Annotated in this window: 20 protein-coding genes; 14 read left to right on the top strand and 6 right to left on the bottom strand. The window is 44.3% G+C overall.

What is annotated here, in order from left to right; translation table 11 throughout:
* Nucleotides 1-95 precede the first annotated feature (95 nt).
* Nucleotides 96-245 (bottom strand): hypothetical protein, encoded by a 150-nt coding sequence (locus GJ688_RS09790; protein ID WP_155476363.1) that lies wholly within the window; start codon nucleotides 243-245, stop codon nucleotides 96-98.
* A gap of 498 nt (nucleotides 246-743) precedes the next feature.
* Between GJ688_RS09790 and GJ688_RS09785 the strand changes: the two genes are divergently transcribed.
* From GJ688_RS09785 to GJ688_RS09765, 5 genes are all read left to right on the top strand, one after another.
* The gene (locus GJ688_RS09785; protein WP_155476362.1) at nucleotides 744-1,151 is read left to right on the top strand and encodes a bacteriohemerythrin; all 408 of its coding nucleotides are present in this window, start codon (nucleotides 744-746) and stop codon (nucleotides 1,149-1,151) included.
* Between the two features lie 572 nt (nucleotides 1,152-1,723).
* Complete coding sequence (locus tag GJ688_RS09780; RefSeq protein WP_155476361.1) at nucleotides 1,724-3,304, top strand: PAS domain-containing sensor histidine kinase; 1,581 nt, start codon at nucleotides 1,724-1,726, stop codon at nucleotides 3,302-3,304.
* A gap of 109 nt (nucleotides 3,305-3,413) precedes the next feature.
* Nucleotides 3,414-5,150, top strand: coding sequence for a methyl-accepting chemotaxis protein (locus GJ688_RS09775; RefSeq protein WP_155476360.1), 1,737 nt, complete (start codon nucleotides 3,414-3,416; stop codon nucleotides 5,148-5,150).
* Between the two features lie 37 nt (nucleotides 5,151-5,187).
* The gene (gene ptsP / locus GJ688_RS09770; RefSeq protein WP_155476359.1) at nucleotides 5,188-6,909 is read left to right on the top strand and encodes a phosphoenolpyruvate--protein phosphotransferase; all 1,722 of its coding nucleotides are present in this window, start codon (nucleotides 5,188-5,190) and stop codon (nucleotides 6,907-6,909) included.
* 86 nt (nucleotides 6,910-6,995) lie between these two features.
* Nucleotides 6,996-7,487: a CBO0543 family protein gene (locus tag GJ688_RS09765; RefSeq protein ID WP_170291843.1), complete on the top strand. Its 492-nt coding sequence runs from the start codon at nucleotides 6,996-6,998 to the stop codon at nucleotides 7,485-7,487.
* 67 nt (nucleotides 7,488-7,554) lie between these two features.
* On the opposite strand, the gene GJ688_RS09760 is transcribed toward GJ688_RS09765, so the two are convergent.
* Nucleotides 7,555-8,769 carry an EAL and HDOD domain-containing protein gene (locus GJ688_RS09760; protein ID WP_155476358.1) on the bottom strand — a complete coding sequence of 405 codons (1,215 nt, stop codon included), beginning with the start codon at nucleotides 8,767-8,769 and terminating at the stop codon, nucleotides 7,555-7,557.
* Nucleotides 8,770-9,006: 237 nt separating this feature from the next.
* Between GJ688_RS09760 and GJ688_RS09755 the strand changes: the two genes are divergently transcribed.
* The 4 genes from GJ688_RS09755 to GJ688_RS09740 all read left to right on the top strand — a co-directional run bounded on the left by GJ688_RS09755 (nucleotide 9,007) and on the right by GJ688_RS09740 (nucleotide 13,897).
* Nucleotides 9,007-10,689: a spore germination protein gene (locus GJ688_RS09755; RefSeq protein ID WP_155476357.1), complete on the top strand. Its 1,683-nt coding sequence runs from the start codon at nucleotides 9,007-9,009 to the stop codon at nucleotides 10,687-10,689.
* Between the two features lie 9 nt (nucleotides 10,690-10,698).
* Nucleotides 10,699-11,799, top strand: a complete 1,101-nt coding sequence (locus GJ688_RS09750; RefSeq protein WP_155476356.1) for a GerAB/ArcD/ProY family transporter — start codon at nucleotides 10,699-10,701, stop codon at nucleotides 11,797-11,799.
* Nucleotides 11,796-13,088, top strand: coding sequence for a Ger(x)C family spore germination protein (locus GJ688_RS09745; protein WP_170291842.1), 1,293 nt, complete (start codon nucleotides 11,796-11,798; stop codon nucleotides 13,086-13,088). The genes GJ688_RS09750 and GJ688_RS09745 overlap by 4 nt, the downstream gene beginning before the upstream one ends.
* Nucleotides 13,089-13,198: 110 nt before the next feature.
* On the top strand, nucleotides 13,199-13,897 hold the full coding sequence (locus GJ688_RS09740; RefSeq protein ID WP_155476354.1) for a TVP38/TMEM64 family protein: 699 nt from the start codon (nucleotides 13,199-13,201) through the stop codon (nucleotides 13,895-13,897).
* A gap of 63 nt (nucleotides 13,898-13,960) precedes the next feature.
* Here GJ688_RS09740 and hepT read toward each other — a convergent pair whose 3' ends face one another.
* The 3 genes from hepT to GJ688_RS09725 all read right to left on the bottom strand — a co-directional run bounded on the left by hepT (nucleotide 13,961) and on the right by GJ688_RS09725 (nucleotide 15,736).
* On the bottom strand, nucleotides 13,961-14,398 hold the full coding sequence (gene hepT / locus GJ688_RS09735) for a type VII toxin-antitoxin system HepT family RNase toxin (protein ID WP_155476353.1): 438 nt from the start codon (nucleotides 14,396-14,398) through the stop codon (nucleotides 13,961-13,963).
* On the bottom strand, nucleotides 14,388-14,804 hold the full coding sequence (gene mntA / locus GJ688_RS09730; protein ID WP_155476352.1) for a type VII toxin-antitoxin system MntA family adenylyltransferase antitoxin: 417 nt from the start codon (nucleotides 14,802-14,804) through the stop codon (nucleotides 14,388-14,390). Before mntA ends, hepT begins: the two co-directional genes overlap by 11 nt.
* Before the next feature lie 236 nt (nucleotides 14,805-15,040).
* Complete coding sequence (locus GJ688_RS09725) at nucleotides 15,041-15,736, bottom strand: Hsp20/alpha crystallin family protein (RefSeq protein WP_235910891.1); 696 nt, start codon at nucleotides 15,734-15,736, stop codon at nucleotides 15,041-15,043.
* 191 nt (nucleotides 15,737-15,927) lie between these two features.
* Here GJ688_RS09725 and GJ688_RS09720 point away from each other — a divergent pair, with 191 nt between their 5' ends.
* The 5 genes from GJ688_RS09720 to GJ688_RS09700 all read left to right on the top strand — a co-directional run bounded on the left by GJ688_RS09720 (nucleotide 15,928) and on the right by GJ688_RS09700 (nucleotide 19,676).
* On the top strand, nucleotides 15,928-16,902 hold the full coding sequence (locus GJ688_RS09720; protein ID WP_155476351.1) for an SDH family Clp fold serine proteinase: 975 nt from the start codon (nucleotides 15,928-15,930) through the stop codon (nucleotides 16,900-16,902).
* A 3-nt stretch (nucleotides 16,903-16,905) separates the two neighbouring features.
* Nucleotides 16,906-17,055 carry a hypothetical protein gene (locus GJ688_RS09715; protein WP_155476350.1) on the top strand — a complete coding sequence of 50 codons (150 nt, stop codon included), beginning with the start codon at nucleotides 16,906-16,908 and terminating at the stop codon, nucleotides 17,053-17,055.
* Between the two features lie 178 nt (nucleotides 17,056-17,233).
* A complete protein-coding gene (locus tag GJ688_RS09710; protein WP_155476349.1) occupies nucleotides 17,234-18,133 on the top strand; it encodes a damage-control phosphatase ARMT1 family protein in 900 nt (299 codons plus the stop codon).
* 196 nt (nucleotides 18,134-18,329) lie between these two features.
* Nucleotides 18,330-19,013, top strand: a complete 684-nt coding sequence (locus GJ688_RS09705) for a TerC family protein (RefSeq protein WP_155476348.1) — start codon at nucleotides 18,330-18,332, stop codon at nucleotides 19,011-19,013.
* Nucleotides 19,014-19,154: 141 nt separating this feature from the next.
* The gene (locus tag GJ688_RS09700; RefSeq protein ID WP_155476347.1) at nucleotides 19,155-19,676 is read left to right on the top strand and encodes a hypothetical protein; all 522 of its coding nucleotides are present in this window, start codon (nucleotides 19,155-19,157) and stop codon (nucleotides 19,674-19,676) included.
* A 19-nt stretch (nucleotides 19,677-19,695) separates the two neighbouring features.
* Here the strand turns inward: GJ688_RS09700 and GJ688_RS09695 are convergent, their stop codons facing one another.
* Nucleotides 19,696-20,268, bottom strand: coding sequence for a hypothetical protein (locus GJ688_RS09695; protein WP_155476346.1), 573 nt, complete (start codon nucleotides 20,266-20,268; stop codon nucleotides 19,696-19,698).
* Nucleotides 20,269-20,547: the final 279 nt, after the last annotated feature.

Below are 20,547 nucleotides of genomic sequence, written 5' to 3'. Positions count from 1 at the left end.
ATCAAACCGTGGCAAAAGTTTTCTGAGCCACGGTCTTTTTTATATACGCACCAGAAGAAACCATTTTATTATGGTAAGAGTGCGAATGGTGAGATTTACACGTGGTACTCTATTTCATCAATGGTAGATTCTAAAATAGATATGGTCTTACGGATTTTTTTACCTCTTTCATTATCTTTGTTTGCGTCATCACTATTTTTTAATTCAGCCACCATCGCCTTAAGTTGCTTGACCACTTGTAACATAAAAAGTCCTCCTAACATCGTTATTATCTCAGAAGTTCCACTGAATTATTTCAGAATAGTTCCACTAGCCAATGTAATGGAAAATATTCCTCTCCAATTATATCACAAATGCCAATCTTATTTCTAAGCTATCCCACGTAGGATTAAAATTCCATAAGAATTAGGACCTAAAAGTCATTGCGGTGTACTAATATAAATAGTTTTATGATTTTTTATAGAGAAATTATACAAATTACCTATTATAAGCATTGATAAAACCTACGCATAAATATATTTGTAATTTTTATATTAGTGGTTGTTTTTGCAAAAACGATATATTAAGATAGTTCCAACGAGATATTGTTAATTTGCTTTTTTAAGCAATACGAGAAAGGAGGATGAAATTTCGTTATATAACTTAAGTTGACAATAAAAAATTCACGTTTTTCTTTTCTGTAGAATCGTTATTCGAGTTTGTCAAGATTAATGAATTCACCCAAATGAAGGGGGATAAACAGCATGGCCCTGATCCAATGGGAAGAAAAATACAGTGTAAATGTTATTGAACTTGACAAAGAGCATAAGAGACTGTTGGAAATGTTAAATGAATTACATAGCGCTATGAAATTGGGAAAAAGCAGGGAACTTGTCGAAAAGCTTGTCAACGAAGCGGTCGATTATTGCGATAAGCATCTCGATCACGAAGAAGATTTGATGAAGAGATGTAATTATTCGGGCTTGAGCGAACATTTAAAGCAGCATGAAATATTCCGCCAAAAAGTTACTGGGTTCAAATTAAGTCTGAAAAAAAATAACTATACCTTATCGGTCGGACTAATATCTTTCTTCAAGGATTGGTTCATTAATCACATCTGCACAGAAGATAAAAAATATTCTACAAACATCAATAATTGCAAATATAGCTAACGCTCTACTATTTAAGGAGTGATTATGGATGTTGAAGAGAACTATTGTGGATTTCTCAAGAATAGATATCGAAAAGATTTTAGGGGCCAAAACGGTCCTTGCAAAACCGCAGAGATCGAGCTCTGGACATCGTTTTCAACCCAGGTCAGAAGAATTGTGGTTTGAGACGGAAGAGAGAAGGAAAATCTCCCATTATGAAGCAAGAAACATGTTAGTAAACTATTTAATAGAGCGCAACTTTCTTGATGAAAATTACTTGTCCAAGCACTCCTATTTCGAAATTCAAATTTCTAACACTAATCACCCTGTAGATTTTGATTGTCAGTTTATTTGCAAAAAGTATGAGTGCATCAGTATGGAATAAGGACTACTAATGATTTTTATTACTTAACTTCAGGCCGCCCAAAAATGGGCGGTTTTTTATGTATCTTTCGCTTTGTCGATTAAAAAGATAAATGAATTAATAATTTTAATTCGTTTTCGTGGTGAACTTTAGTCCTCAAGAAGGACTATTGCAAGAATTGTCGAAATTAAATCTAGTACCATAAATCACAATTAGGTGGTAGAAGGTAATGAATGCATTATTAAATCAACAATATCTATGTGACGCAGTCCTGACCAAAAAAAATAGCTTGCCCTGTAACAGGATTATAAACGCGATTCCGGATGTTGTTTATGTTAAGGATTTAACCGGAACTTACATCAATTGTAATAAGGCTTTTTGTGATTTTATGGGCTTGCGTTTTGAAGATATTATTGGTCGTAATGATACAGAGATAAGAATCGAGTATGATGCCATATTTTCCAATCAGATGGACGAGTACGTTATTCGTAATAAAAGTGAAATAAAGTTTGAAACATGGGTTACATATTTAGGTGAAAGAAGATTATATGAGACGATCCGAACACCTTTTATCGGATCAAATAATGAAATAATCGGAGTCATCGGAGTTAGTCGAGATATTACCCGGCATAATCGTCTTTTGGAGTCATTACGTGAAAGTGAAAAAAAATTAGAGATGTTATTCTCCCAATCTTTATATGGTTTCTTTTACGTCTTATTTGATGAACCTATTCGTTGGGATGATACTGTCGATAAAGAAACTTTACTCGATTATGCCATGTGTAGCCAGAAAGTAATCAAGGTCAATGATGCCTTTTTAAATATTCATAACATTGAAAGGGAGCAAATCATCGGGAAAAAGCTATCTGAAATTTATATTTCTGATAAAGATAGAATGAGAAGCTTTTTACGAAAGCTATTTGATAATGGTAAGTTGTTCATAGAAACCTTAGAAGATCGATTAGACGGGACTTCTATTTATTTTGAAGGTGATTATCAACTTCTTTATGACAAGGAAAGCCGAATTCTAGGTCACTTTGGAATTCAACATGATATAACTGCTAGAAAAAGCTGGGAGGAGAAGCTGAAACAGGCAAAAGAATCTGCCGAATATGCGAATCGAGCGAAAGATGAGTTCCTAAAAAACATGAGTCATGAAATACGTACTCCCATGAATGGGATTGTCGGAATGGTTGAATTATTAATGGACACTCCGCTCTCTGAAGAACAGCAGGAATATGCTGCATTCATTCGTAAATCCTCTGAGGAATTACTGCATGTTATCAACAGCATACTTGAGTACTCCAAAATGGAATCGGAAAAAGTGATCATTCACCATGTTCAAATCAATCCGGAAGATATCGTCGCCCTTATCGTTGATATTATGAAGAGTTCTGCCGAATCAAAAGGAATTCAAATTAGTAGTCTGAACGAAATAAACAATGAGAGGTTCACCTCTGATCTGATGCTCCTACAGAAAGCCCTTCTCATTTTAATTGAAAATGCGATTAAATTCACATCCAAAGGCGAAGTTACGATTCGTGTGCTCACGGAAAAACAATCATCCGGCGAAAAGTTCATTCGGTTTGAAATATCCGATACGGGCATTGGGATTAGTTCAAGTGACTTTAAGCGTATATTCCAGCCCTTTACACAGGTAGACGGTTCCAATACGAGATATCACGGTGGTATTGGCCTAGGTCTCTCCATCGCTGAACAATTAGTCCGTTTGCTGGGCGGGGAGATCGGGGTGCACAGTCAAGTGGGAATGGGCTCGACTTTTTGGATCGCTTTACCACTCGACAATTAGCTTATTGTCGACCGCTAGTATCAATATCAACGACTAATGCTATTTTAAATACATAAGCCAAACATCTAACTGTCATTTATTGGTGTTTTATAATAGGGAGGCAAAGATTATGTTAAAGGATCTGAAAATCGGAACACGCATTATGATCGTTGTAGCGTTTCTTCTTCTTGTTATGTCAACGATTGGAATTATCGGCATATCCGTCTTTAAGGAGACTCACGACCTTAGCACAAGCACCTTAGGAAAAACGAACGATCTCATTCAAATGGTAGATAGCTCGCGTAACGTGCAAGTGCTGTTCAAAAAACAGGTTCAAGAATGGAAAAATATCTTGCTCAGAGGTCATGACCCTGCAGCATTCCAAAAATATTTAAACAATTTTCAAAAAGAAGAAACCGAAACGGACAATGAATTAAAATATCTAAAAGAACTGTTAGTCAGTCACAACATCGATGCTTCGAAAATGGATCAAGCGCTAACCACCCATAGGCAGTTGGGGGAAAAGTATCGAGAAGCGTTACATGGTAAAAATTTAAGTGATCCTGAGACAGTACGATCCATTGACCATATAGTCAATGGCATTGACCGAGTTCCGACCGATGATATTGATTCCTTAGTAATGCAAATCGAAGACTACTCTAAAACGGAGTACTCCTCAGTAAAAAGCATATTGGATGAAGAGTTATACAATTTTCAAAAAATTATCATCAGCACGTTACTTTTCAGTCTCATCGCCGGTGGATTGATAGGGTGGTTCTTTATACAACAGATCACTCGCCCATTGATCCTTTTAAAAAATAAAATCGCTGGTATCGCTGAGTCTGACGGAGATTTGACCCAGCAGATCGATATTACCAGTCGTGATGAAATCGGCATAATGGCCGATAAGTTTAATCTACTCTTAAATAAAACTAGAAACACGATAGAAGCTGCAGCTTCGGGTGCAGTCACTCTTAATAAAAAAGCGGAAGATCTCTCATCCACAACAGAAGAGGTTTATCAATCTTCCCAACAAATTGCTCAGGCAGTTGAAACGTTAGCTCGCGGCAATCAAGATATCGCCAATGAAATTAGCCAAATTCGCGGTTCTCTCAATACCATCAACGGAAACGCTCGAACTACGTCTGAAGAGGTAAAACGTATTTTAGATGAATTTACAGAAGTCGGGCACACTTTGGATAATGGTCAACTCGTCTTGATGAACCAAAAAACTGAAGTCGATAATACGATGCGCTTAACCCATCAGGTTGCAGAAACAGTCAACCAGCTAAAAGAAAAAACACAAGCGATCACTCAGATTGCCGAAATCATCAATAACATTGCTGCACAGACGAATCTCTTAGCACTCAATGCAGCGATTGAAGCGGCGAGGGCAGGGGATCAGGGCCGAGGTTTCGCCGTCGTGGCCGAAGAAGTCAGGAAACTAGCTGAATCTTCTAGTCAATCGACACAACAAGTATTCATACAAATTAAAGAAATAGAACAAGTGGTCACCCAAACGGCTGCTGGCATTCAACAAGCGAACCAGGGCATCTATAAACAAGCACAAGTCTCTGAGCAAACGGAGCAGTCGTTCTATCAAATTACCGAAAAAGTCAATGCGGTAATGAAAGATACTCGGGAATCAGGAAAAAGGATGTTGGAGGTGATTCAACAGGTAGAAAGTCTGTTTTCTTCTACGAATCTGATCACTTCTGTGGCCAACGATGCGGCCGCTTCGACAGAACAAGTAACAGCGTCGGTGGAGGAACAGACATCTGTGTTTAAAAACGTAGCTATTATAGCCGATGAATTCAGAGGGTTAGCGGAGAACTTGCGTGATACTGTAAATAGATTCAAATATTAATCGTAGCACAATTTTTACAGATAAATGGAGGTAGACTATGCACAAAGGAATTGCAGCGTCACCGGGGATTGCTATCGGGATTGTCCATGTTCTTCAAGATGAGTCGATGGCGGTGAACATGTCACTGATTGATGAGGATAGTGTCGATCAAGAGCTGGAACGACTTGAACAGTCCTTGCAGCTCTCCAAAAAACAACTGGAAGAGCTTCGGGAAAAAACGGCGAAAGAATCAGGTGAGGAAAACGCTCGCATCTTCGAGGCCCATCTCATGATCTTGGAAGATGATATGCTTCTCGGCGAGATCAAAAACAAGATAAGCAGCGAATGTTTTAATGCGGAATATGCCGTCTCTCAAGTGGTCGATGTGTTCATTGCGATGTTCCGTGAAATGGAAGACGACTACCTGAAAGAGCGTGCCGCCGATATCAAAGATATCGGCACCAGGATCATCAAAAACCTACAGGGGAAGCCTGTTGATTCTCTTTCTGATCTGGTACAGGAAGTCATCATCGTTGCCAAAGATCTGTCTCCTTCCGATACAGCCCAAATGGATAGAGACAAAGTCAAAGCTTTTGCTACCGATATCGGCGGTAAGACATCGCATACGGCGATCATGGCGAGATCTTTGGAGATCCCGGCTGTGCTTGGCCTGGGCGATATTACCATTCGGGCGAAAAAGGGAGATCGGGTGATCGTCGACGGGAATAAGGGCGTCGTCTATCTGAACCCTGATCGGGAAACGGAAGAGCGGTACACTATTTTAATGAAGGAATACGCCATGTATCTTCAGGAGTTGAAAGCAGTAAAAGAGCTTCCTCCTGAAACTCGAGATGGGCAGCGCAGAGTGGAGTTGGCTGCGAATATTGGAACGCCGAAGGATTGCAAGGGCGCTTTGGAGAATGGTGCCGAAGGGGTTGGTCTGTTCCGGACGGAGTTTTTGTACATGGATCGTACCAGCTTGCCATCAGAAGAAGAGCAATTTCAAGCTTATCGGGAAGCGGCAGAAAAAATGGCGCCATACCCCGTCATCATACGGACGCTGGACATCGGCGGGGACAAGAAGCTGCCCGCCTTGGAGATGCCCGATGAGATGAACCCCTTTCTCGGGTGGCGAGCCATTCGACTGTGCCTTGATCGTACAGATATCTTCAAGATCCAACTGCGGGCGATACTTCGGGCCAGCTACTTCGGAAAAGTGCGCATCATGTACCCTATGATCTCCAGTGTCAAGGAAGTCCGCCAGGCCAATCAAATTCTGGACTCTGTGAAAACCGAACTAAAAGAAGAGGGGATCCCTTTCGATGACCAGGTCGAAGTCGGCATCATGATCGAAATCCCTTCGGCCGCCGTCATTGCAGACATGCTGGCGAAGGAAGTGGACTTTTTCAGCATCGGCACCAACGATCTGATTCAGTATTCTATCGCTGTCGATCGCATGAATGAACGCATCTCCCATCTTTATGACCCTCTACACCCGGCAGTTCTACGCCTGATTAAGAATGTCATCGATGAATCCCATAAAGCGGGCATCTGGACGGGCGTGTGCGGGGAAATGGCTGGTGACGAAAAGGCAGTGCCGATTCTTCTCGGGCTCGGACTCGATGAATTCTCCATGAGTGCTTCTTCGATACCGCGGGTAAAAAAAGTGATCCGCTCACTCTCTTACAAAGAAGCGAAAGAGATTGCCGGCCAGGCGATGGAAATGGACGATTCGGAGAGCATTATAGCGATGATTCAACAGCGGTTATCTCCCAATTGAAGGTTCTGTACTGAGACAAGAATGTTTTTTTGTAAGACAAATGGGGAAGAATCCTATAGTAAACAATCAGTTTTGGGGGCGGACCGGTGTCGATAGAAATAGCCATTCAAATCGCTTCAATCGTTCTTATTGGCATCCTATTGATCTTGTTTGTACCCCGGGATAAGGTGCGTCACGCCCATGTCATCTTCTTCTTCAAACAATTGCTTACCTGGTTTTTAGGTCTCCTGGTGGCTGAATATAACCTGATCGAATACCCAATACGTTTTTTCCAGAACGCCACAAAAGCGAGCTTTACCTTTGAGTTTTTCGTTTATCCTGGCATATGTGTTTTATTCAACTTGTTCTACCCTGAAAAAGAGAGCTTCCTAAAACGAGCGGTTCATTATAGCGTATACTCTACCGGAATTACTGTCTTTGAATTAATACTGGAAGTTTATACGGACGCAATCATTTACATTCGCTGGACTTGGTATTGGACGTGGATCACTATAGCTCTCACGTTCTTGGCATCGCGCTGGTATTACCGGTGGTACAGGGGCGATTTTACGAAGCCACCGCGAGTACGCTATGAATAAGTCAATGGGTTGCATCAAAAAAGCGTGCCCCCTTACATCGGGTGGCACGCTAAATTTTTGTAAAAAATCATAGCTTTGAATAGCTGGAGACCCAGTCCAAGGACTCAAAGAACACGTTCGGAACGATATCCTCGGCCAAGGAAAGTCGCTGACAGTTTCTCGAAAACTCGTCCCATTCGCCATCTCGATAAGCTACGACGACCTCCAAGAGCCAACGAAATCGATTCGGTTCTCCGCAAAGGGCTTGCTTCACATCTTGAGAGATGGGGAGATCCACCAATATTTCTGCAAAAGGCTTACCGAATAAAATATCAAGGACAGAAAATAAGCCGAGCAGGAAAAGGTCCGATGCTCTTCCTTTAAAACCTACATAAGGGGCGAGCGTTTCGCAGCATTTCGCCGTTATCAGGCTCGTGTTGATGAGTTCCGGAAAGGCAATATCACACATGTTGCGGAAGGTAATCAACGTGACCCAGCGGGTGACCTCTTTTCTTCCTAACAGGACGATGGCATGGCGGATCGATTCGATGCGTGTCGAGAACCCGAACAAGGAGGAGTTAATAAACTTAAGCAGTTTGTAGGACAAGGACACATCACGCTTTATGATTTCCTCTAACTTATCGATTTCCAAATCGCTTTGAGATAGTTCTTTGATGACGGTCAAGGAATTCAAATTGCAATGAGGTAAATCACGACTGGTGATTACTTCAGGTTTGCTAAAGAAATAGCCTTGATACAAACTATAGCCCAAGTCCAAGCCCTCTTGAAAATCTTTCAGATCTTCGACTTTTTCGGCGAGAAACTTGATGTTTGGTCGCTTCGAACAGGCTTTAATCAAGCGAGCCCGTTCGCTTGAACTCGTATGTAAGAAATCGACCTTGATGATATCGGCAAGATCGATGAGGGGAAAGTACTTTTCATGGAATACAAAATCGTCTAAAGCGATTTTATATCCGGCCATCTTTAGTCGTTTACAGGCGTCAACGATGTCTTTGTCAGGTTCTACATCCTCTAAAATCTCTAATACAACTAAATCTTTAGGCAACAGAAAGGCCACATCTTCCAAGAGCAGGTTGCGGGTAAAGTTAATGAAAGCCGGCTTTCCATTGGTCATCTGCTGTATGCCGATCAACGAGAACGTATCTGTGATGACGCCTTTCGTGGCATAATCACCATCAATATTTTTATAATAGTTCTCTAGACCCGAACGAAAGAGTAATTCATAAGCGACAATATTGTGATGAGTATCATATATAGGCTGTCTTCCTAAGAATATATCCATGCCTATCCACCTGCTTTGGTGTTTTTCTTCCGGTCAAAACACTTTCTCATGAGAATACTTTCTCCTTGGCGGTCATGTATTCCTCTTACTTTTTCATAGAATAGCGGATAATTTTCACAATAGAAAAATAGCGTGGTGACCTGTACGACAGGTCACATTATTTTTACCTGGTGAAATAGGGTGGAATATAACGGCAGCCGTAGGGAAACCTAAGAAAAATTCTCGCAGGGGTATTCCATGCTCAAAACTTGGTTGCAACGGATTAAGAATATATTTTTAGTAGCCCCCCCGACCATGGACAAGACTTTTTCCTTGAGCCCCAGTCGGGGATTGTACAATGTGAAGCTGGCACGGCAGTTAAAACAAGAACAAGCGCAGCGTCCAGTCACACCACTGCCTAATGAACGGACGGAAATAGAAGCATTATTAACAGAGACCTTCTATGCACGGCGAAATCCCGATTTTACCTACCGCTCTTTCGATTTCCCTTGGGGCAACCTGTTCATCGCGTTCTACGATAGTCTCATCGACGCGAAGATGGTGCAAGAGTCCGTCATTAATCCCTTGTTGAACTCTTCGCCAGTCGATACAAACGTAGAAATCACAACCCTATTGGGGTTGTTGACCGATTGTCATGTAGTCCAGAAGGTAGATACGGTGGAGTCGCTGGTTCAGTCTATCACAAAAGGCTATCTGTTTATTTTTTTGGATGGGTATTCACAAGGACTGGTGTTGGAGGTCGCCGCAGACAAGGGCAGGGCAGTTGAAACCACGCAAACCGAGTCGGTTGTGACGGGGCCCTATGAGGGATTCGTAGAAAACGTCCAAAAAAATCTCTTCCTGCTTCGCCGAAGATTAGCGTCTTCAGACTTAATCGCCGAAAAGTTGCCTGCCGGCCGCCGTGAACGGGGGCCCATGTATCTACTGTATTTTAAAGGGATTACGAATCCCAAGTTGGTCCGTGAAATGCGGCGAAGGCTGAAATCGCTAGACGTGGACGCCCTTCACAACCTGTATAGAGTGGAACAGTATATTCAAGACAACCCGAGATCGCTCTTTTCGCAGATGACTTTGACAGAGCGTCCGGATCGGACGGCAGCTTTCTTGCTGGAAGGTTCTGTGGCTGTGCTCATGGAAGGAAGCCCATTGGCCCTTATCGCACCTGTGACCTTTTGGGCGCAGCTTCATTCACCGGAAGATAGTTACTTTCGCTGGCCTGTAGCCTCTTTTGTCAGGATAATCCGGGTTTTTGGGATGATCGTCACCATATTCTTGCCAGGCTTGTATGTAGCATTTGTAAACTTTCATCCCGAGATGATCCCCACGGAGCTATTGATGTCGATTGCATCGTCACGAGAGCGAATCCCACTTCCCGCAGCCCTGTCTCTGCTTTTTTTGGAAATCGCTTTTGAGTTTATTCGTGAAGCGGCTCAGCGTGTACCCAAATCGATCGGTCCTACAATCGGTATTGTCGGTGCGATCATCATTGGGCAGGCTGTCGTGGAAGCTGGTGTCGTGTCCCCGCTATCGATCATCGTTATGGCTATGACAGCCTTGGCTGGTTTTTCCTTGCCCCAATTTCAACTTACCTATACCTTGCGGATCATCCGTTTAGGGATGTTAGCGGCAGGTTCCATCTTTGGCATATACGGAATCTTATTGGCCATGATCATTCTGATCTGCCACCTAGTCAGAATCAGGTCCTTTGGGATTCCCTTACTAAGTCCATCGAGCCCGCTCTTTGCCAAAGAGGAAGATGTACTATGGCGCCCCCCTCCATTTTACGATGAAAAGCGCCCCCCTCTTTTGCGACCGTTAAATCAGAAAAACCAAGCTACGGTCACAAGGCCATGGTCGCCCCAAACCCCGATAGAGCTGTCTTTATTGCAGAAGGAACAATTCCATAAACGGAAAGGGTAATCAACCTTGATGAAGTTGGTAAAGCAGGATGGCCATGTCGGTGCAATTGAGACCTTCGGCACTATGGTGATGTTCATATTTTTAGATATTATGATGGTTTACCCGAGATCGGTAGCGGCGGCAGCGTCGACAGCTGCATGGCAAGTACCCATCGTTACCCTCTTTTATTCGATCCCCTTCTTCTACGTTCTAGATCGATTACTTGCCGAGTATCCGGGGAAATCGTTGCTGGGTGTGGTTAGGCACCTATGGGGGCAGGGGATAGGAACTGGGGTTGGACTCCTTTCTTTTATCTTGCTGATAAGTTTTGTGGGGTATCAAGTTCGGGTATTCGGTGAATTTATTATCACTACGATTTTACCGAACACACCGATATCGGCCGTCATCATTGCCTTAATTTTAGTCATGTGTGCCCTTGCCTACTACGGTATAGAAACGATTACACGAGTCTCTTGGAACGTATTTCCCTGGATTATCGTTGTTTATTTGATTGCTTTGGCCTTAGTGATACCATTTGGAAACGCCTATAACCTAGCGCCTTTTTGGGGGAATGGGGTTTTAGCGACGGTGGGGACGGGAGCTCTGCAAATCGGGACCTATAAAGAAATCATGATATTAGGATATATAGCGCCTCTCTTTCGGCAGCACAGTTCTTTTCGTCGAGTCGGATACGGTACACTGCTGTTCACCGCATTTCTCTATGTGGTCTCTGAAGTGTGTTTCATCATGGTATTTCCGCCGCCAATGAGTGATCGTATCGGATTTCCTCTTTATTCACTCGTCAGGGTGATTTCCTATAGCGGATTGTGGCAGCGTTTAGATCCGCTGTTCATCTTCGTTTGGGCTACGATGACCACTGTCGGGCTCGCAACGGGCTTGTATTTCAATGCCTTGATCTTCGCCCAAGCTTCACGTGCTTCCGATTATCGGCCCTATGTGTTCCCCTTAGCGGTTCTCGTCATTACAATCGCCTTTATTCCAGCTTCAGCGCTCGAAGCTGTCCGTCATTATGAGGTGATCTCCAATTCAATTGCTGTTCCTTTTTTCGTTCTACCCTTGCTGTTATGGATATGGATGAAAATTACGTCCCTTTTGAGGCGCAAACAATGATCAGGAGCAGAGTTGTTTATTTGATTCTGATCACCATGATATGTCTTACGGGATGTTGGGATAATCGTGAAGTGGAGACCCGAGCCTTTGTCATGACGATGGGCGTCGATCGCAGCAAGGACGGGAATTTGGAAGTCATTTTTCGAATCGCTGTACCGGGAAATATCTCACAGAGAGGCGGGCAAGGGACTCCGGAGGGCATCCGGGAAATTACTAAACCTATTACGGTAACGGCTCGCTCCATAGCCGAAGCCATCGCTATTGCCGGCGCCATTGTGGAACGGAGCTTAGATTTTCGCCATTTGCGACTGATCGTCTTTGGTGAAAAACTGGCCAAAGAGGGAGTAGGGCCTTATTTTGATGTACTCGCGAGAACGCCGCAATTTCGCCGAACCGTTTATATATGGGTGGCTAAAGAGGGCCAGGCAAGAGATATTTTTCTAAACAACGTACCACTGTTGGAAAAGAGCATCTCACGTTGGGTGGAAGGAATCGTGCGGACGGTGGGCGAGCAAGGTTATAGCCGAATTCCGACACTGCATGAGTTTATGACCGAAACGGAAGGAAAGAATGTATCGGCGACATTGCCCATCGTGGGTATTAACCAGGTGGTACAAGCGGAAAAAGAGGGCGAAAAAGTGACGCCCATGCCGACGGATAAGTATCAAGAGAAGACCTCTCCCTTGACGAAGGAACCTCCGGCGAAAACGACGGAAGATGCACCCCGATCCGGTGGAAATCCACTGGAGTTTTTGGGAATCGCGATTATGCATAGTGGGAAGATGGTGGAGGAGTGGCCCGGTGGGGATGCACGTATCTATGATCTGATCCGTGATCGATATCGACGAGGGTTTTGGACCTTTACCGACCCCAATGAGCCAACCAAAACCTTCACGGTAGAGTTAAATCGTTCACGGCCGCCTCGTGTTTCCATTGAATGGAAGGGCGATCGACCCGATGTTTTTATCGAAGTCAGTTTGGAAGGGAATATCCGAGAAATCGTATCATACGAGCCTTATGTATCGACAGAGAATATTCATATCCTTGAAGAAGAGATGGAAAAAAGAATTTCCGAGGAAATAGTCACCGTAGTCGGTAAAGCGCAAAGAAAAAAGGTAGATCCTTTCTATTTGGCGAGATTTTTACGGACAAGTATTCCCACGATGCAGGAATACGATGATTTAGATTGGGAATCGCGGTTTTCGACCGCTAGAGTCAGCGCAAGTGCGAATATTACGATTCGCCGTCCGGGATTACAGATTCAAACGCCGACGCCAAATCCGATGTAGGAGACGAAAAGTGGGTGATAAGCCTGAAGAATTTTCATAGATCATTCATAGGTATGCTTTATAATGAGATTGATAATTCTAGGTAGTGAATAGAAGATCGGAGCAACGTCGTGAAGAAGAAAATAACCATCCTTAGTATCCTAATCACCCTTTTTTTCGTCATGGTCTACTTTGGAAAATCTGAGTCGGGATATCGAATCGTAACCCATCTCTTCGCTCAAAATCTCTCAGCGCTGGTGGATGATTTTCGAACCTTGGGTTGGGAAGCTTGGCTCATTTCTTTTTTGATTGTAGTCTTGCAGAATTTCCTTGGATTTTTGCCTAGCATTTTTATGTCGGCCCTTTTAGCAGGTGTCTTTGGAATTGGCCCGGCTTTTTTCATCTCCTGGGGCGGGGAAGTTGTAGGGGCTCTGGTAGCCTTTATTCTATTCCGGTATTACGGACGATCCTATGCCGCTCAGTGGATGCAAAAACGGGAGAAGCTTAGCCGATTAGATGCATGGACGGCCCAGCATGGATTTATGAGTATGTTCCTGATCCGGGTGGCCCCGATGGTTCCTTCCGGTGCGGTCAATTTTGCCGCTGCTCTCAGTTCAATCAGTTTTTCGGCTTTTTTCTGGGGAACCTTTTTGGGGAAAATTCCGAGCATCTTCTTCGAAGTCGTGCTCGGAAATGATATCTGGGATCCAGCGGGCAATGCGTGGAGGATCGTCATCGTGCTGGTGTTGCTGGGAATGGTGACGTTAGGGATGAAATTTTATTTTAATAAAAAGGGTACTGAAAAAGAGAAACCGGGATACGATGGCTGATAGAAAGAGTGCATAATAGATAAGACAACTTTTTGACCATAAAGAAAAGCGTGAGCCCCAAAATCAGGTCTCACGCTTTTCTCTATGAGCATCATCGAGGTATTGGACGATGGTTCTAGCGAACTGCCGAATATCTTCGAGATTAGTCTCAATGATGTTTTGCAATATGGCCATATTCAATCGCTGGTACTCATGGACGGCGATATTGCGAAAACCAACCATAGATTTCAGCGCCTTTTCAAGACGAGAATTGATGACGCCTTGGCGGTGAAGGATTTCAAACATATCTCGGCTGGTTTGAGGAATTCCCCAGCTTTTTATGGCGATGACATGAGCGGCTAAATCGATAGCGGTTTCACACATTCGTTGAATGTTGAGCACGATGGAATCTTGTTTGGTGTAATTGCTCAAGTTATCAGGGTTTCGAGCGTATTCTTCCTGAACTCGTCGCCAGCATCGCTCGATAGTTTCTCGTTTGTTCCAGGCAATGTCAGGACTCATCATGGCGCATTCGCTCCCTTGCTGCATCGAAGATACACTGTCGTTCTTCATTGAGGCGGGTATATTTTTTTAGGGCTAAGGTATGAAACTCGAGAAGTCGCTGTTTGTCACAGCAGAAGATAAGAGTACCTGTAGATAACACTTGAGTTTGAAATACAGTAGAAGCTGTCGACAAATTAACCAAATCGACATCGCGGTTAAGTAGGACAGCCAATTCTAGTCCGACTTGAAAAACCGGAAAGTCATCGAAAAAGGCTTCAGAAAGAAAAGCGATATCGATATCACTATCGGGTCGTAGACGGTTATTTATGGAAGAGCCAAAAAGAATAACAGCGTAGGGATGAAAGGCCTTTTCGAGGATCGGCAATATGATAGTGGCAATGCCCTCTGGTGAAAGTCTATCCATGAGAGGCCTCCTTACAAAACGCGCTGACTACATGCCATTAGTAATATTTTACCATAAAATCTACTGTTGTACATGAGAATTAGCTAACTTATATAACCTCCAAAAAGAGAATGTATTTAGAAACAGATTAGATAGGCCATATGTAAGGTACGTTGGTTTGCTATAAAAGAGTCTACATAAACGAAAATCCCTGGCGATGTTTGATGTAACATGCCAGGGGTTTTTTAGTAAGTTTTCTATTTAGATTCTTGGTTGATAGTGGTGCGTTTGCGGCTGATTTTATCGCTTTTGGGGAGTCGAATCTCCAGGACGCCACTGCTTTGTAGGTTTGCATCGACGGCTTCGGCACGAATGCTCGTGGGAAGTGCGACGGTCCGGTTGATGACGAGGTTGTTCGTGCCGGTCCAAGCGGTGCCGGAGATGGTGAGCGAGTTGTCGGTCACGTTGAGGCTCAAGTTGTTGAGGGGAACGTTGGAAACGTAGGCGGTAACTACGACATCGCTGGAAGTTTCCGAAATATCGACACTCGGTTGAGCAATGACATTTCCGGAGAGCGCCATGGAAGCGAAGTTGGTCACGCCGGTCCAGCCGCTGCCCAGTTGATTGAATTGACCCGCAGAGATGACAGGGGTCGTCGAGATAACAGGGCTCGTCGAGAAGTTAATGGAAGGTTGAGCAAACTGGCTGGCCGAGATCATCGGATTCCAGGAAGACTGGATGCCAGCCACCATCGGGGTGGTCATCGTGGCGAAAGTCCCTAGATTTCCGGACGATTGAATCCAGTTGCCTGATACGGGAATGCTGCTTTGCATGGCATTGATCGTAGAGGTCGGAATCAGGCTGTAGTTGACGGTTGTTCCCATATTGGAGATGCTTGACGAGACAGGGATAAAGCTGGCATTTGCGCTTGTCGTTTGCTGGTTGGTGAGCATGCAAGACCCTCCTAAAAATATCTTCGTTGTTGGTCGAAGGTCCCTTGCGGAGACGCACTCAACGATCGAATGAGCCTACGACCAAAATTAGTTTGGCTTTGCTGTAAGGGCTCTATGCGAAAAGGCGGGGAATAATTGAAGAGTGGTTGTGAAAAATAGCTGTAGGAATAATCTGAGACCGGGGGTTAAGGATGCCACAGAAACGCAGAGAACTCATACAGACCATTTCAGAGATGCGCAAATCGAGCGTCATCTGTTATATCGGCGGCGACCGTCAAAATGTCAGCACCCGGGTCGCACCGGATATTATTCCTGTGATTTATAAACACCTAGAAGAGATGGATAACCTCGAAAAAATCGATTTATTTTTGTTTACTAAAGGGGGGGATGTACATACCCCTCTCCGGCTCGTAGAACTGATCCGGGAGTATACGGAACATTTTTCTGTCCTTGTTCCCTACAAAGCCTATAGTGCTGGGACGCTGATTTGTTTAGGCGCCACAGAACTCGTCATGACGAAAATGGGAGAACTGAGCCCTGTCGACCCGAATGTAGTGAGTATGTTCAATCCCACAGACAAGGAAAACGCAGCGGCCAAACTGCCGATCAATGTGGAGGATGTTTACTCCTTCTTCACATTAGCCCGCGAAGCAGCAGGGATCCCCGATGAATCCATGGATGACATCTTTTGCACCCTGGTGGAAAATGTTCATCCCCTGGCCATCGGCGGCGTGCAGCGAACCTATTCGCTGATCCGATCGATCGCAAAAAAGCTGCTCCTGTGCCATATGGATGCCGGACAAGAGAGCTTAATCGATGAGATCATCAGCAATTTGACAGAGAAAATGTTTTCTCACAGCTATATGATCTCTCGGCGAGAGGCCGCCTTATCTTTAAAACTCCCCGTCTCCTATTGCAGTCCCGAACTCGAGAAAGTAATGTGGTCTCTCTTCACCCGGTACAGCCATGACTTGCTCCTCGATGTTCCCTTTATCCCAGAACGAGCTGCGAACATGTCCGGTGAATTTTCCGTTTGCTCTGGAATAATTGAAACAGTCAAACGAACGGACGGCTATTTTTTTGAAGGGGTTATCCAAAAATTGAATGAAAGTCAAAACAATATCTGTATCTCCAACCAGGGATGGGAAGAGATTGAGGAGGAGTAAAAGGTGACGAAAAAATATGTGCGCATTGGTTCTGGCTCAGGGTCTACGACTGCAGAGTATCAGATAGACCGAGATGGAGCCGAATACGTGGTGGTTCGGGAACACAATGAGATCAGTGGACAGTTTAAGGCGGATGGACGAGGCTTTAAATAGGCAGGAAAAAGTCGGGTTCTGCTCCGAAAGGCGCAAAACCCGACTTTTTGTTTTTGCCACACTGTGTCGACAAGGACCGGAGATTCATCCATAATGAGGAAGGAAGTTAAACCTTAAACCATTTAGCTTAGTATGCTTAGGAAAGCGAAGACTACAGAAGCTTTTGAAGGAGAATCACATGAGATTATATTTTGACTGTGTCCCCTGTACAGTACAGCAGCTTACGAATGCGGTGCGAAGATTCATTCCCGATGAACAGGAACAATACGGGATTCTTGGTGATGCTATGAATGGTTTTTATGGTCAGATCCATAAAGATACCTGTTCGCCCATCTTGACGGCAGGGTTTTATGAAAAGATCAAAGCAGCCACAGGCACCGAAGACTTGTACGCCGCGGAGAAAGAGCTCTTTAATCGGGAAATGCTGCATTTAGAAGAGGACTTTCGTCAGTTAATTGCCGATAGCGACGATCCTGTCAAAAGGGCTGTTTGCCTGAGTGCTGCTGCCAATATTATCGATTTTGGCATTTTGGGTGAAGTGAATAAGCAAATGGCGAGAAAAGCTATTTTGAAAGGAGCCAAGACCGAACAGGAATATCCCGATTTGGAACGGTTAAAACAGGAACTGGCCACAGCCAAGACGCTGCTCTATATAGGAGACAACTGTGGAGAAATCGTCCTGGACAAGCTGGTCTTGGAAACGATTCGCCGACATTACCCACAAGTGGAGATCACCTTCGCTGTCCGCAGTGCACCAATCTTAAACGATGTAACGGAAAAGGAAGCCCGCGAAGTCGGGATCGACCAGTACGCCGAAATCATCCCCAGCGGCTCTACGATTCCGGGTACGGTGCTATGCCAGTGCACCCCTGAATTTAACCAGCGCTACCGGGATAGTGATGTGATCATTCTTAAGGGTATGGGGAACATAGAGACGGCAGCGGAAGATGAGAGGAAGGCCTTTTTTATCTTTATGGTCAAGTGTGACTTCATGAGCCGCCACTTGAAAGCCAATCTACAGGACATCTACATCACAAAGGGGAACTATTTGTACGAGCAGAACAGAAGTAGGGATTAAAAGAAAAGAAATGCTCGCCGATTAGGCGGGCTTTTTCTTTTATCCTTTGATAACAGGGCGTACTGGAATGCCAGATTGCATTATCCAGATTATCCAGTATTTAAGGGTATCATCACAAGAATGCATGCGCTAATATAGACAAGTACAAGCTGGGGGTTTGGCCCTATACGAAATATTTTATAAATGAGGTGAGCCGATGACGTGGCAAGTAGTTTTGACATTGCTGAACATTGTTTTTATCAACCTTCTCCTTAGCGGAGATAATGCCGTGGTCATTGCCATGGCAACGATGGGCTTACCTGAAGCTATCCGCAAAAAAGCAATTTTTTGGGGAACAAGCGGTTATTTTGTTCTCCTCGTGCTGTTAACCTCAGTGGCAGCTATTTTGATCCAAATTCCCTTGTTCCAATTTGTTGGCGGCGTCTTATTAGCCTGGATCGCTGTAAAGCTGCTCATCAATGAAGAGGAGAATGCCGAGAATCAAAAGTCTTCTGCCGATCTGAAAAAAGCGATTGGTACGATTATTTGGGCTGCCCTTCTCATGAGCACCGATAACGTCTTAGCTATTGCTGGGGCCGCAAAAGGTGACTTGGTCTTATTGTTCATTGGACTCGGTATCAGCATTCCGATCGTTATGGCAGGAAGCACACTCCTTGCCACGGTCATGCGTAAATACCCTTGGCTGGTTTTCGTCGGTTCCGGTATTCTTGCATGGACGTCGGGAACGATGATTGTAGAAGACAAGTATATTGCTTCGGTCTTGCATGGCCTTCAGGCGACGGTACAGATTCCCGAATTTGTCATCCCGGCGGTACTTACCGTCATGGTCATCCTGATCGGTAAAAAGTATCGCGATGCTGTGGGCATCTTGTCCAAGTAACTTTATAGAGAGAAAAAATCCACTGTGGATCATCCACCGTGGATTTTTTTGATCCATCCGTTTTTTGCAAATAATAGTCTCATCGTACATTCAGCGAAACCAAAAATGTACGCAACATCCGAGGATTCAACAGGAGGAAAGATGTCAAAGCTCACCCATTGGTTGATCATTACGCTCGTCATCTCGGTAGAACTGAACATCTATTTCTGGTCCGAGAGTCATAACCAAAGTAAACGTTTAATGGAAGCACTTTCAGACAATGCCGTACAGACGAGAATTTATCTCGATCGCGGCCGGGAAGATATGCAAAGAATTTTTTCGGAACCCCTAAGCCTGTTCTCCTTAAGCCTGATCAGTCGCGACCTGCAGACGACGGGAGCACTTTTGGAAAGTCGCTCCCGCCTCGACGGAACAAACCAGTCTACCTGGCGTTACTTAAACTATTCCTTTCAAGATTGCTCATTTCGCATAGCACGAGTGATCAATGAAGTGAGCACAACGTCCTCACTGACGACAGAACAATCGGAACAACTTCAAAAAATACAGGGCCTGATCGCGGAGGTGTCGAATACTTTTTGGTTAGCCAATCCTGAAAATGGAACGATACCCGAATCAGCGGTGGAGGATGCCCGAAAAGCCGCTGATGCTTACGGCAGAAAGTAAAAGGATAAAAGCCGCAGGTTCAATGTCTCTTCCAAGCAGCCCAACGACAATGAGGGCATTGCATAATCCCTCCCTGCACAGAAAGACCCTCCTGACCGCATTCCGGACAGGCAGAAGGAACAGTCGGGGAAAAGCGGATTCCGAGAAAACGTGACGTGTATGGCGACAGGCTGTGACTCACCACCAACATGGACGGATCCTGACGGAGACGATACTGGCCGTTGATACTTCGAACAAAGAAGAAACGGGCCAAGTAGCCTTGGATAAAGACGAGTACGTAACACTTGATGAAATTTCGCATAAAAATGAGGTTCTCTTGATTTTCCAGTTCAAAGTCAAAGTCAAGAAGCTCTAGCAAGTCGATGAATTCCTCAAAAAGCCAAAAGTCTAGATCGCTTGGTATATATCGAAAAACAAGCAAGGGAATGATAACAGCGCTGCACAAGGCACTGAGAAAAAAGGAGAGACCGAAGAAGCGAAAAGAGAAATGCTTCAGTAAAATTTGCCGGATCAATGATTGATCCCTTACTTCGATCAGAGGTTTTTGTTGGCGAACAGCTGTCCAAAAATCTCCTGCCGTGGTTACGTTCATGTCGGAATCCTCCTTTCACCACTTAAAAGACAACAAAAAACCTTTGCTCTAATGATACATCAGAACAAAGGTCTTGCTCAGCGAAGGGCTCCAAATGACCAGTTCATATCGAACGGTTGTTGATCATTGGTTACGAGCTACTCCCCTTTTTATACATGTTATCACAAATATTAAATGCCGTCAAAAAGCCTGGAACAGCTTGCTTAACAAAGGCGGTCACGCCTATTGACGGAATCTTCGTTCGGAGGGAAAGAGGAGTTAGGTATTGAAAAAGTAATC

This window comes from Heliobacterium mobile (assembly GCF_009720735.1).
GTDB lineage: Bacteria > Bacillota > Desulfitobacteriia > Heliobacteriales > Heliobacteriaceae > Heliobacterium > Heliobacterium mobile.
This window is presented reverse-complemented; position numbering and strand designations above follow the sequence as displayed.